Below are 13,423 nucleotides of genomic sequence, written 5' to 3'. Positions count from 1 at the left end.
TCAATCCTCTCTATTCATCAAACGGAGCAATAAATTCACACTGTCTTCAATAGATACAGCTTCTTCTACATCCTGCTTCAAAAATGAAATCAGATGAGGATAAGCCTGCATGGCCTCATCAATGTCTTTCGAGGAGCCTTTTTTATAAGCCCCAATGTTAATGAGGTCTTCAGCGTTTTGATAAGTGGATAAAAGCTGGCGGAACCGGTTGGCCGCCTCCTTGTGATCATGACTTGCGATATTGCTCATAACGCGGCTGATGCTTTTCAGAATATTGACAGCGGGAAATTGTCCTTTGTTGGCTAAAGCACGATCAAGTACAATGTGGCCATCTAAGATCCCCCTGACTGTATCAGCGATTGGCTCATTCATATCGTCACCATCAACAAGCACTGTGTAAAACGCTGTGATGGAACCAAGCTGATTCGTTCCAGTTCGTTCAAGTAATTTAGGCAGTATAGCGAACACCGAAGGCGTATATCCTTTTGTCGTTGGCGGTTCGCCAGTTGCAAGACCGATTTCCCTTTGTGCCATAGCGACCCGTGTAACAGAGTCCATCATGAACATGACATTTTTCCCTCTGTCTCTAAAATATTCCGCAATAGCTGTTGCTGTATAAGCAGCTTTCATTCTCGTCAGTGCAGGCTGGTCAGAAGTTGCGACAACAACAATTGATCGCTTCAGTCCTTCGGCACCTAAATCCTTTTCAATAAACTCACGAACTTCACGGCCACGCTCTCCTACAAGGGCAATGACATTCAGATCTGCTTCTGTCTGCTTTGCAATCATCCCCATTAAGGTACTTTTTCCAACACCACTTCCAGCAAAAATCCCGATCCTTTGACCAGTGCCAACTGTGAGCAGACTATCGATCACTCTGACACCAACGCCCATCTTTTCTCGAATCGGCGGCCTGTCCATCGGATTTGGGGGAGACTGTTCTGTCGAAACAGGCGCAAGTCCCTTTGGAAGCATACTGCCGTCCAGCGGATCACCGAAGGCATCAACAACTTCGCCGATTAATCCAGTCCCAACTTTGACCTTCAGCGACTCACCTGTCGCTTCAACTAGACTTCCTGGTGAAATATTGGATGCTTCTACATAAGGCATGAGCAGAATGTTTTCATCTCTAAACCCTACGACCTCTGCTTTTATCGGATCGTGCCTACGCCCTTTTTTATGAATGAGACACACGTCTCCGATAGAACTCTCCGGCCCCTTAGATTCAATCATCAGCCCAACAACTCGATTGACTTTGCCAAATCGTTTATAAGGATCGGCGGTTTCAATTGTTTCTTTTAACACATCAATGTTCATTTGTGATCACCTGAATCAATGACTTCTAGTAACTTTTCTTTCAACTGATTCATTTGGGTATCAACACTCGCTTCCACTTTTCCAAAGCTTGTTTCTACGTAACAAGTCCCTTTTGGCGCTTTTTCATCCGAGTAAATGGCAAGGTGTGTATCCTTTTGAAGGATTCTGATTAATTCGTCTTTATACTCCATCACATGATCGTAATGTTCAGGGTCAACATAGATGGAAATATCGTCATATTCTTTCACTTCTGAAATGACCTGCTTCACGAGAGCCAAAAATTGATCTTTCGTGTCCTCAGCCGAGTACCAAACGCGTTTGGCGAGTTCGAAAGCCAGTTCCACAATTTTTTCTGCGGAGCTTTCAATTTTTTCTTCGTAATCCTGCTTGGCAAGACTGACAATGTCATTCGCTTGATCAAGAATCGATTGGTACTGCATATTCGCATCTGTTTCACCCTTTTGGAAGCCATCTTGGTAACCTGCTTGTTTCGCTTCTTCAATGAGCTGCATTCTTTCTTCTTCAAAAGCAGCGCGGCGCTGATTGATTTCAGCCATTGTTTTTTCAAGCTCACTATTTGCTTGTTCTACTATACGGCTTGCTTGATCTTCAGCATCACTTAGTACAAGCTGCGATGCTTCTGTTTCATTGACAAGCTCTTCTTCGTGATGTTCTTTTTTAAACTCCACTTGCTGCAAAGGAATCGTTTGCCGGCCTTGCTCAGGAATAACAGATGTTTCATGTTTGATAATCCTAGACAATGATATCGTCTCCTCCGCCTCGAGCTATGACGATTTCTCCAGCTTCCTCGAGTCGTCTTACGATGCTGACAATACGAGTTTGTGCTTCCTCGACATCTCTAAGCCGGACAGGTCCCATAAACTCCATTTCTTCTTTGAACGTTTCGACCATTCGCTGTGACATGTTGCGGAAGACAATTTCTTTGACCTCTTCGCTTGCCACTTTGAGCGCGAGCAATAAGTCATCATTTTCAACATCTCTGATCACACGCTGAATCGCTCTACTGTCAAGAGTGACAATATCTTCAAAGACAAACATACGTTTCTTAATTTCATCAGCAAGCTCAGGATCTTGAATTTCAAGTGTGTCTAAAATGGTCTTCTCGGTCGCACGGTCTACACCATTTAGTACTTCTACAACCGCTTCGACCCCGCCCGTTTGCGTATAGTCCTGCGTAAAGGTTGAAGAAAGCTTTTGTTCAAGAATGCGTTCCACTTCATTGATGATCTCTGGAGATGTGCGGTCCATTAAAGCAATACGTCTCGCAACCTCTGTTTGTACTTCCTCACCTAATTCAGATAAAATCTGCCCAGCTTGGACTGGATCTAAGTAGGAAAGGATGAGCGCGATGGTTTGTGGATGCTCATGCTGGATAAAGTTTAAGATTTGTTCTGGGTCAGCCTTTCGAGCAAAATCAAACGGTTTCACTTGAAGCGAGGATGTTAATCGGTTTAAGATGCTGTCCGCTTTGTCCTCACCAAGCGCTTTTTCAAGCACTTGTCTTGCGTACATAAGACCGCCTTGTGATATGTAGTCCTGCGCGATGGCGATGCTGTGAAACTCTTCGATGATTTCATCTTTCTTAGCGGTATCTACACTTCGTACATTGGAAATTTCTAATGTTAATTTTTCTATTTCGTCTTCAGACAGATGTTTGTATACAGATGCTGACACGTCTAGCCCTAAGGAAATCATTAGGATTGCTGCTTTTTGTCTGCCTGTTAGTCGATTTGGATCTTTTCTCGACATGTGTATTCCTCCTAATCCTCGGACAGCCAGCTGCGTAGCAATTTAGCAAAGTCTTCTGGTTTTTCTTTTGCCATTTTTTCAAGCTGATTTTTTCTCACCATTTCTTCTGTTTCTGGTTCAGTGTCGATATCAGGAACATGGATTGGTGTACGTTCATCAAACTCAAACTCTTCTTCCTCTTCTTTTCTGCGTTTACGCACAAGAAGAATAATGAGAGCGATAATTGCAAGTAGTAGCACACCGCCTACAATATAAACCCAGATTGGAATATTGTTTGATGGGTTTTCTGCTGCAGTTTGCTGTTTACCGTCTAATTTTGATACAGATAAAACAATTTTGTTATCTAAGTCCGCTTGAGTGAGCGCTTGACCATTTGTGTATTCTTTATCAATTGAAGTGCTAATGATCGTTGAAAGAATCTTTTTGATATCATCTTGCCTTTCAGGTGTTAAAGAGTTCACATCGTTTGCAGTTGGTGGTTCGACCAATGCTTGAATGCCAACATCTCTAATTTTATAAGGGCTCTCTTTGATATCTTTATGAATGCGGTTGACTTCATAGTTGATACGATCTTCGCTCTTTTCGTAATCTCCGCTACCGTTCGCTCCATCGGCGCCTTGATAATTTGTGACATCATCGTCGCCTGTTCCAGCGGTGCCTCCAGCTGCTGCACCATTTCCTGAATAAGTTTCAGCAATCTTTTCAGCACTGACAGCAATGCCTTGCATGTTTTCTTTATCAACTGGTTCTACAAGATCTTCTTTTCTTTTCTCTTCAGTAAAATCAATGTCTGTTGTGACCGATACAGCCACTTTTTCTTGACCCATCATTGTTCCGAGCAGCTGTTGAATTTTTCTTTGAAGGTTCTTTTCAATCTCTTCTTTTTTCTGCTGCTGTGCATCCATTCCACTTGCATAAGAATCGGAACTGCTGTTTAAGTCGTAGTAGTTGGAATCTTGGTCCATAATGACAATGTTTTCTGTCTTTAAATTCGGCACACTTTTTGAAATAAGATGATAAAGGCCTTTTACTTGCTGCGGCGCGAGCGTGTAGCCAGACTCAACTTGCAGCACAATGGATGCTGATGCATTACTTTGCTCTTCTCCAACAAAAACGGAATCTTTTGGCAGGTTAATCATAACTTTTGAATCTTTAATCCCATCAATCGTGTTGATCAGATTGGATAGTTCTGTCTGAGTTGCGTCTACTTTCAGAACATCAAATTCATTATCTGTTAAACCGAAGCCGGAATTGTTCGCAAAGAAGGAATAATCAATATTCCCTGTCTTAGGGAGACCCTCAGATGCGAGTGTTACTTTTAAAGTGTCGGCCTGCTTTTCTGGAACGAGAATCGTTGTTCCATTATTCGCAAGTTCCGATTTAACGTTTTTGCCATCCAGTTCCTGTTTGATTTGCCCAGCTTCTGCCTCAGACAAATCTCTAAACAATGGAACCATTTTTTCAGAAGAAGCAAAGATGCTAACAACCGTAATAATGATTGCTAGGGCAGCAACGCCGCCAATCATGAGTATTTTTTGTAATTTTGATCGATTTCGCCAAAACTCAACTGTTTTTGTTCTTAATTGCATTAAAGTACGATTCATCTTAACCCCCGGTCATTCCATTCAGTCTTTTTTTGTCCGTCAGCACCTCCTACATCTGCATTCTCATAATCTCTTGGTACGCTTCGACTGCTTTATTTCGAAACTCCGTTGCAGCTGTGAGTGTCACACTCGCTTTTTGCGAGGCAATCATGACTTCATCGAGATTGACATCTTTTCCTTGTGCAAGAGCATTTGTATACTGGTCTGATTTTAGCTGTGATTGATTTAATGCCTCAATGGAATTCTTCAGCACATCAGAGAAATTCGTTTGACTTTTAGGTGCAGCCGCCTGAACGGACGATGCATTCGTCAATTCACTTGCTTGCTGAGCGGTTTGAAGCTGGAAAGGAGATATTGCGTTAACCAATTCTTTTCACCTTACTTTCCTATTTCTAAAGCTTTCATCAACATGCTTTTATTCGCATTTAGTGCGGTCACGTTTGCTTCATATGACCTTGAGCTGCTGATGAGGTCAACCATTTCCTTTAATGGATCAACATTAGGTGTTTGAACATATCCATTTTCATTGGCATCGGGATTTGTAGGATCATATTGAAGGTTGAATGGAGTTTCGTCTTCTGTAATCTTCGTTGCTTTCACGCCGTTTCCTAATTTGCCGCTCGAATTCATGCTTGAGTTCAATATAGATGAAAACGATTCACCTGACGGCTGTAATGTGACGAGCTTACGTCTATAAGGCTCCCAGTTGCCATCAACCTGTTTCGCTCTTGTTGTATCCATATTTGCAAGGTTAGAGGATACAACGTCCATTCTGAGCCTCTGAGCTGTTAATGCTGAGGCCGAAGCGTTAACGCCTGAAAAAATTGACATCACTTACCTCCTGTCAAAACTGTTTTAAGAGAATTGAATTTTCCACTCATTCTTTCAACCAACGCATTATACTGAATTTGGTTTTTAGCGAGTTCACTCATCTCTTGATCAATATCGACATTATTTCCGTTTTCTTGATATGAAGTACGGTTGCTCGAAACAACTGAATAATTAGACCCTGTTTTAGAAAAATCAATGTGACCTTGGTATGTTTTTTTAGCATCTAACTTGATCGACGCATCGTTTAGCATATCATGAAAAGCGACGTTTTTCGACTTGTAGTTCGGTGTGTCTATATTCGCGATATTATTGCTTATGACTTTTTGCTTAACATTCGCTCTACCCAAGGCATTCTCAAGGTTGCTTATCGTTCCAGAAAATATATCCAAAACCATATACCTCCAATCATATGTATTTCATTCCATTTAATCATGTCGAGATTTGTAAAACCATATGTTCATTGTAAGAAATAATAGGATTAAAGTCTATGATGTATATGTAAAAAAAACTCGTAATATATATCTATTTTACGAATAGGTATAAAGACCTAGATTCAAAGAACTAAGAATTGTAAGGGTTTTCTTGGAAAAAAGAGTGTCATTTTTCGGACAAATCCTCTTTTTTATAAAAAAATACCCCTTTTCAGCTTGTAATTTTGGCCGAAAAGGGGTTTTGATTAATGAGATTTTAAATTTTCAAGTTCGATTAAAAATTTGTTGTTTAACACTTTGATATACGTTCCCTTCATTCCAAGAGAACGAGATTCGATGACGCCTGCACTTTCTAACTTACGTAAGGCGTTCACGATCACTGAACGAGTGATTCCTACACGGTCAGCAATTTTACTTGCCACAAGAAGCCCTTCGTTGCCATCAAGTTCTTCAAAGATGTGCTCAATGGCTTCAAGCTCACTATATGAAAGAGAACTAATCGCCATTTGGACAACGGCTTTACTTCTTGCTTCTTCTTCGATTTCCTCTGCTTTCTCACGAAGGATCTCCATTCCAACAACTGTTGCACCGTATTCAGCAAGAATTAAATCATCATCTTTGAATGTATCTTGCAAACGAGACAGGATTAACGTGCCTAAACGATCTCCTCCTCCGATAATTGGAACAATGGTTGTCAAACCTGATTCGAATAAATCACGGTTCTCAATCGGGAAAGCTGTATACTCACTATTAATGTCAAGGTTTGAAGATGTTTCAGGGATGTTGAATAGACTCTTTGTATATTCTTCAGGGAACTGACGGTCTTCAAGCATTTTCTTCATACGCGGATTTTCAATCTGCTGGTTGATCGAGTAGCCTAGAAGCTTCCCTCTTCTGCTTAACACGAAAATGTTTGAATCAATGACATCTCTCAACGTTTCTGCCATTTCCTTAAAATTAACTGGTTTCCCCGCTGCATCTTGCAGCATTGAGTTAATAATCCTTGTTTTTTGTAGTAACGCCATATTAATGATCCTCCTAGATTACTTTATTCATTTGTTAAAGTATAAATTGACTTAAGTCTTTGTTATTTGCAATCTTTCCTAGCTTCTCTTCTACATACTGAGGGGTAATGGTCACTGTCTCCAGTGTAATATCAGGCGCCTCAAATGAAAGCTCTTCAAGCAGCTTTTCAAGTATGGTATGAAGCCTTCTTGCACCGATGTTATCTGTCTCCTGATTGACATGATAAGCCACTTCGGCAATCTTATGAATAGCATCGTCAGAAAATTCAAGAGATATACCTTCTGTTTCAAGTAAAGCTTTATATTGCTTTAATAATGCGTTATCTGGTTCCGTTAAGATCTTCACAAAGTCTTCGATACTTAATTTATCTAATTCTACACGGATTGGGAAGCGCCCTTGAAGCTCTGGAATCAAATCTGATGGTTTCGCCATATGAAATGCACCTGCTGCTACAAAAAGCACATGGTCTGTTTTCACTGCCCCATATTTCGTCATCACAGTTGAACCTTCTACAATCGGTAAAATATCACGTTGAACACCTTCACGAGAAACATCTGCAGATGATGCACCACCGCTTTTGGCGATTTTGTCGATTTCGTCGATAAAAATAATCCCTTGCTGTTCTGCTTTATAAACGGCTTCCTGACTGACTTCATCCATGTCAATCAGTTTTGAAGCTTCCTCAGCAGTTAACGCCTTTCTTGCTTCTCTGACGGTCAGCTTTCTGCGTTTTTTCTTTTTAGGCATGAGATTGCCGAGCGCATCCTGCATGTTCATGCCCATTTGCTCCATACCCGAGCCCTGAAGCATATCAAACATGGATGGCTGCTGCTCTTCAACTTCGATCGTGACGTAATGATCTTCAAGTTCTCCCATAGCCAGCTGATGTGCGATTCGCTTTCTTGTCGATTCAAGTTCAACTTCTTCACTTGATTGATCTCGATCACGGTCATCTTCATCAGAACCGCCAAACAGCATCTCAAAAGGATTTTTCACAGACTGGCTTTTTTTCTTGCCAGGAACAAGTAAATGAACAAGACGTTTATTTGCTTGTTTTTCTGCTTCTTCTTGAACGTCTTTCATCTTTTCTTCTTTGACAATTCTGATCGCTGTCTCAACTAGATCTCTGACCATCGATTCTACATCACGGCCGACATAACCAACTTCAGTAAACTTCGTCGCTTCCACTTTAATAAAAGGCGCACCAGAAATTTTTGCAATTCTGCGGGCAATCTCTGTTTTCCCCACACCTGTTGGGCCGATCATTAAAATATTTTTCGGAACGACTTCATCCTTTAGCTTATCATGTAAAAGGCTTCTTCTGTAACGGTTTCTTAAAGCCACCGCCACTGCTTTTTTCGCATCAAGCTGACCAATAATATATTGATCAAGCTTTTCAACTATCTCTCTTGGGGTGAACGGCTTTTTCTCCATACGTCTCATGTCCTTTCTATTCAAGCTCTTCTAAAGTGATTTGATCGTTCGTGTAGACACAGATTTCTCCGGCGGTTTCAAGAGCAGCCTTTGCAATATCTCTCGCTGTGAGGTGATCACCTGCATGTGTTTTGAGTGCTCTCCCGGCGCTAAGCGCATAATTGCCGCCTGAGCCGATGGCCAAAATACCGTCATCTGGTTCGATGACCTCTCCTGTCCCAGAGACAAGCAGGATGCTGTCTTTGTTCATAACGATCAGCATGGCCTCAAGCTGTCTGAGCATCTTGTCACTTCGCCATTCTTTCGCTAGTTCTACGGCTGCCCGCTTTAAGTTACCACCATATTCTTCAAGCTTCGTTTCAAACTTTTCAAAGAGTGTAAATGCATCTGCTACTGAACCTGCAAAACCTGCAAGCACCTTGCCTCCGAAAAGACGGCGCACTTTTTTTGCCGTGTGTTTCATCACGACAGTCTGCCCGAAAGTGACTTGACCGTCTCCAGCCATCGCACTTTTTCCTTTATGTTGAACGGCAAAGATGGTTGTTGCATGAAATGATGACATGAAAAAACCTCCTTTTAGGATCGTTTAAAAGCCCTTGGGTGATGAGACATGTATGTTTTCCTTAAAGAATCTTTTGATACATGCGTGTACACCTGAGTTGATGATAAATTCGAATGACCGAGAAGCTCTTGAACACTTCTCAAATCTGCCCCCTCATTTAAGAGGTGTGTGGCAAAGGTGTGCCTTAACATGTGAGGATGGATATGTAGTGTGCCTGACGCCTTTTTCATTAATTCAGTGAGAATGAATCGAACGCCTCTGTCTGTAAGAGGCGCCCCGCGCTGATTCAAAAACACATATGCATCAGCACGATCATTTCCCTTCGCTTTCAGCTTCTGCCTTCCATCCTCTAAATAAGTGATGAGCGCTTCATGAGCATATGAACCGAAAGGAACATACCGCTGCTTGCTTCCTTTCCCATGAACAAGCACTGTATCCAACGATAAATCAAGATCAGATTCTTTTAATGAACATAACTCACTGACCCTCATACCTGTTGCATAAAGAAGTTCTAAAATCGCTTGGTTTCTTTGCCCCAGCGGTGTGCTGACATCAGAAACTGTAAAAAGCTCTTTAAGTTCCTCTTCATACAAAAATGAAGGAATTCGCTTATCCTGCTTTGGTAAGCTAACGAGTAAAAAAGGATTTTCTTTCACAAGCTGTTCTCTTAATAGAAATTTATAAAAGCTGCGAAGCGCAGAGACTTTCTTACTAATCGTTCTTCTTGTCAGGCCTTTTTCATAAGCTTCTGTTAAATAAATTCTCGTATCTTGATAGGATACCTCTTCAAAACCGTCTATTCCTTGAATGTTCATAAATCTGACAAACTCTTCAATTGCTTCTGTATATCCTGAGATTGTTAAAGCAGAATAGTTTTTTTCAATTTGCAGATATTCAATGAATAAGTGGACAAGACGCTGTTTATTCGTCATTTTTACACCTCTTTAAGGCTTTTAAATGGTATCACATATCTTGCTTTCCGTGCAATGTTTTACTACAGAGATTTCGAAATAGTTTGAATAGTTTCGATTGCGCGCTTAGCGTACTCTGCATAACGCTCTTGTTTGTTTTTAATCCGAACACCAAGATCTTTCAGCAAGCCAAAGTTCGCATTCATCGGCTGGAAACTTTTCTTGTTTGTCGATGTGATGTAATAAGCCATGCTGCCGATCGCCGTTTCCTCCGGAAGTGTCACAAGCTCTTCTCCTTTGACAAAACGAGCGGCGTTAATTCCAGCCACTAGTCCGGAAGCTGCGGACTCGACATAGCCTTCAACGCCTGTCATTTGTCCGGCAAAGAATAGATCCTCTCTATTTTTAAACTGATACGTTGGTTTTAAAAGACTTGGTGAGTTAATAAATGTATTGCGGTGCATTACGCCGTATCGAACGATTTCTGCTTCTTCAAGACCTGGAATCAAGCGGAATACTTCCTTTTGGTCGCCCCACTTCAGATGTGTCTGGAAGCCGACGATGTTATATAAAGTACCTGCTGCATCATCTTGTCTTAATTGAACAACAGCGTAAGGTCTTTTTCCTGTTTTCGGATCTTCAAGTCCTACTGGCTTCATCGGACCAAACAGCATCGTTTTCTTTCCTCTTTTCGCCATGACTTCAATTGGCATACAGCCTTCAAAGAAGATTTCTTTTTCGAACTCTTTTAATGGCACAGTTTCAGCAGAAATGAGCGCCTCATAAAAACGATCAAATTCCTCTTCTGTCATTGGACAGTTTAAATAAGCGGCTTCTCCTTTGTCATAACGTGATTTCAAGTACACCTTATCCATATCAATGCTATCTTTCTCTAGAATAGGTGCCGCTGCATCGTAGAAGTACAGATACTCTTCACCAGTTAAAGATTTTAATTCTTTTGAAAGTGCTTCAGATGTAAGCGGGCCCGTTGCAATAATTGTCGGACCTTCAGGAATGCTTTGCACTTCTTCTTGAAAAACCGTCACATTCGGATGATTTTTCACGCGATCGGTAACGTTTGCTGCAAATTCATGACGATCTACTGCAAGCGCTCCGCCAGCAGGGACTGAGCTTTCGTCTGCTGCTGCGATAATCGCTGAATCTAAATGACGCATTTCTTCCTTTAATACACCGACCGCATTCGTCAAAGCGTTGGCACGCAGTGAATTGCTGCATACAAGCTCTGCAAATTTATCTGTGTGGTGAGCTGGCGTTTGTTTGACAGGTCTCATTTCATACAAGTTGACTTTAATTCCGCGTTTGGCAATTTGCCATGCCGCTTCACTTCCGGCTAAACCTGCTCCGATCACATTTACAAATTGACTCATTGTACAACTCTCCTATTTCGTAAGTTCTGTTTGATGACATAAAAAAGCAGGTGAACAAGGCTGTTCACCGCTATTTTTGTTGTTCCTCTTTATAATCACAGTTCACACATTGAACTTGAATGCCTTTTTTCAGTTTTTTCTCTACAAGCATATTTTCGCATTTTGGACACTTTCTTTCAATTGGTTTGTCCCAAGAGACGAATTCACACTCTGGAAAACGATCACAGCCATAAAAAATGCGGCGCTTCTTAGATTTTCGTTCAACAATGTTTCCTTCATGACAAGTCGGGCATTTCACACCAATATCTTTGACAATTGGTTTTGTGTTACGGCAGTCAGGAAAATTAGAGCAAGCCATGAACTTACCGTATCGACCCATTTTGTACACCATCGGATGTCCACACTCTTCACAGTCAACTCCGGCGTATTCAGGCTCAATCTCAACTTCTTGCATCTCTGCTTCTGCTTTTTCTACCCGTTTTGCAAAGTCTTGATAGAAGCTGTCGATAATGCGAACCCATTCGATCGTACCTTCTTCAACGCTATCAAGTTCTTTTTCCATTTTCGCTGTGAATTCCACGTTAATGATTTCAGGGAAGAATTCAATGATTAAGTTAAGAACAATTTCCCCAAGCTCTGTTGGGATAAACCGTTTATTATCAAGTGCGACATAGCCGCGCTTTTGAATCGTATCTAATGTTGGTGCGTACGTAGACGGACGGCCTATACCCAGCTCTTCAAGTGTTTTGACAAGTCTTGCCTCAGTGTAGCGCGGAGGCGGCTGCGTGAAGTGCTGTTCAGGTTCGATATCTTTTGAAAGAACCGTATCACCTTCTTTAAGATCAGGCAGCATTTTGTCCTTTTCTTCTAGCTGATCGTCCTTCCCTTCTACATATACCTTCATGAATCCAGGGAATTTCACTTTGCTCCCGTTAGCACGGAATGTAAGCCCGTTATTGTCAAGGTCTACACTCATTGTATCAAGAACAGCCGGCGCCATTTGGCTTGCCACGAATCGTTCCCAAATCAATTTATACAGACGAAGCTGATCTCGGCTTAAGACATGTTTGACATCTGCTGGTTTTCTTAGCGTAGAAGTCGGCCTGATGGCCTCGTGAGCATCTTGTGCATTTTCGTTCTTTTTAGCGGTTCGTTTTGTTGTATTTAAGAAATTCTTACCGTACGTCTGATCAATGAAAGCAGATACTTCTTCAATCGCCGTATTGGAAATACGTGTTGAGTCCGTTCTCATATATGTAATGAGTCCGACTGTACCTTCTTTACCAAGATCTATTCCTTCATATAATTGCTGTGCAATCATCATCGTCTTTTTCGCACGGAAGTTTAATTTTCTTGCAGCCTCCTGCTGTAAAGTAGATGTTGTAAACGGAACAGCTGGGTTGCGTTTACGCTCTTTTTTCGTCACTTTCTCTACAGAGAATTTGCTCCCTTTTAGTTTCGAAAGGATTTCTTTTACATCTTCTTTTGTTTTCAGTGGATGCTTTTTGCCATTGACGCCAAAGAAGCTCGCTTCGAAGCTTTCTTTTCCTTTTAGGAATGTACCGTCAATTGTCCAGTATTCTTCTGGTTTAAATTCATTAATTTCATTCTCGCGATCAATAATCAGGCGGAGTGCAACTGATTGAACACGACCGGCACTTAAGCCCTTTTTCACTTTCTTCCATAAAATCGGACTGATTTTATACCCGACGAGACGATCTAAGATCCGTCTTGCCTGCTGTGCATCAACTAAATCCATGTTGATCATACGTGGATGCTTAAAGGAATCTTTAATGGCATCTTTTGTAATCTCATTAAAGACAACGCGGCAGTCAGAAGAGAGGTCAAGGTCAAGGCTATGCGCTAAATGCCAAGCAATCGCTTCTCCCTCTCTATCGGGGTCAGCTGCGAGATAGACTTTCTTTGCTTTTTTCGCAGCTGTTTTTAATTCTTTTAAAACGGGGCCTTTCCCGCGAATCGTAATATATCTCGGTTCGAAGTCATGCTCAGTGTCAACACCAAGCTGACTTTTCGGTAAATCTCTTATGTGCCCCATTGAAGCCTTTACTTTATACTTTTTACCTAAATAACGCTCAATCGTTTTCGCCTTGGCTGGCGACTCAACGATGACTAAATAATCAGCCATACT

The 13,423-nt window shown here is 41.5% G+C and carries 13 protein-coding genes; all 13 read right to left on the bottom strand.

Going from position 1 to position 13,423, the window contains the following annotated elements; genetic code table 11:
* Entirely contained in the window at positions 1–1,317 is a 1,317-nt protein-coding gene (gene fliI / locus C6Y02_RS05900) for a flagellar protein export ATPase FliI (RefSeq protein WP_034662365.1), read from the bottom strand.
* Positions 1,314–2,078: a flagellar assembly protein FliH gene (gene fliH, locus C6Y02_RS05895; protein WP_034662367.1), complete on the bottom strand. Its 765-nt coding sequence runs from the start codon at positions 2,076–2,078 to the stop codon at positions 1,314–1,316. Before fliH ends, fliI begins: the two co-directional genes overlap by 4 nt.
* Positions 2,071–3,087, bottom strand: a complete 1,017-nt coding sequence (fliG, locus tag C6Y02_RS05890; RefSeq protein WP_008344808.1) for a flagellar motor switch protein FliG — start codon at positions 3,085–3,087, stop codon at positions 2,071–2,073. Before fliG ends, fliH begins: the two co-directional genes overlap by 8 nt.
* Positions 3,088–3,098: 11 nt before the next feature.
* Positions 3,099–4,691 carry a flagellar basal-body MS-ring/collar protein FliF gene (gene fliF / locus C6Y02_RS05885; RefSeq protein WP_060596256.1) on the bottom strand — a complete coding sequence of 531 codons (1,593 nt, stop codon included), beginning with the start codon at positions 4,689–4,691 and terminating at the stop codon, positions 3,099–3,101.
* Positions 4,692–4,740: 49 nt separating this feature from the next.
* The gene (fliE, locus tag C6Y02_RS05880) at positions 4,741–5,058 is read right to left on the bottom strand and encodes a flagellar hook-basal body complex protein FliE (protein WP_007499609.1); all 318 of its coding nucleotides are present in this window, start codon (positions 5,056–5,058) and stop codon (positions 4,741–4,743) included.
* Positions 5,059–5,069: 11 nt separating this feature from the next.
* Positions 5,070–5,522: a flagellar basal body rod protein FlgC gene (gene flgC / locus C6Y02_RS05875; RefSeq protein ID WP_012009953.1), complete on the bottom strand. Its 453-nt coding sequence runs from the start codon at positions 5,520–5,522 to the stop codon at positions 5,070–5,072.
* On the bottom strand, positions 5,522–5,911 hold the full coding sequence (flgB, locus tag C6Y02_RS05870; RefSeq protein WP_012009952.1) for a flagellar basal body rod protein FlgB: 390 nt from the start codon (positions 5,909–5,911) through the stop codon (positions 5,522–5,524). Before flgB ends, flgC begins: the two co-directional genes overlap by 1 nt.
* 287 nt (positions 5,912–6,198) lie before the next feature.
* Positions 6,199–6,978, bottom strand: coding sequence for a GTP-sensing pleiotropic transcriptional regulator CodY (gene codY / locus C6Y02_RS05865; RefSeq protein WP_012009951.1), 780 nt, complete (start codon positions 6,976–6,978; stop codon positions 6,199–6,201).
* Positions 6,979–7,012: 34 nt separating this feature from the next.
* Entirely contained in the window at positions 7,013–8,413 is a 1,401-nt protein-coding gene (gene hslU, locus C6Y02_RS05860) for an ATP-dependent protease ATPase subunit HslU (protein WP_106030838.1), read from the bottom strand.
* A 16-nt stretch (positions 8,414–8,429) separates the two neighbouring features.
* Positions 8,430–8,975 (bottom strand): ATP-dependent protease subunit HslV, encoded by a 546-nt coding sequence (gene hslV / locus C6Y02_RS05855; protein WP_106030837.1) that lies wholly within the window; start codon positions 8,973–8,975, stop codon positions 8,430–8,432.
* 14 nt (positions 8,976–8,989) lie between these two features.
* Positions 8,990–9,907: a tyrosine recombinase XerC gene (xerC, locus tag C6Y02_RS05850; protein ID WP_060596252.1), complete on the bottom strand. Its 918-nt coding sequence runs from the start codon at positions 9,905–9,907 to the stop codon at positions 8,990–8,992.
* 62 nt (positions 9,908–9,969) lie between these two features.
* Complete coding sequence (gene trmFO / locus C6Y02_RS05845) at positions 9,970–11,274, bottom strand: FADH(2)-oxidizing methylenetetrahydrofolate--tRNA-(uracil(54)-C(5))-methyltransferase TrmFO (protein ID WP_034662383.1); 1,305 nt, start codon at positions 11,272–11,274, stop codon at positions 9,970–9,972.
* Between the two features lie 70 nt (positions 11,275–11,344).
* Positions 11,345–13,420 carry a type I DNA topoisomerase gene (topA, locus tag C6Y02_RS05840; protein ID WP_060596250.1) on the bottom strand — a complete coding sequence of 692 codons (2,076 nt, stop codon included), beginning with the start codon at positions 13,418–13,420 and terminating at the stop codon, positions 11,345–11,347.
* Positions 13,421–13,423 lie beyond the last annotated feature (3 nt).

Origin of the sequence: Bacillus sp. NMCC4 (assembly GCF_002998555.1) — a bacterium.
In the GTDB taxonomy this organism is placed as follows: Bacteria; Bacillota; Bacilli; order Bacillales; family Bacillaceae; genus Bacillus.
This window is presented reverse-complemented; position numbering and strand designations above follow the sequence as displayed.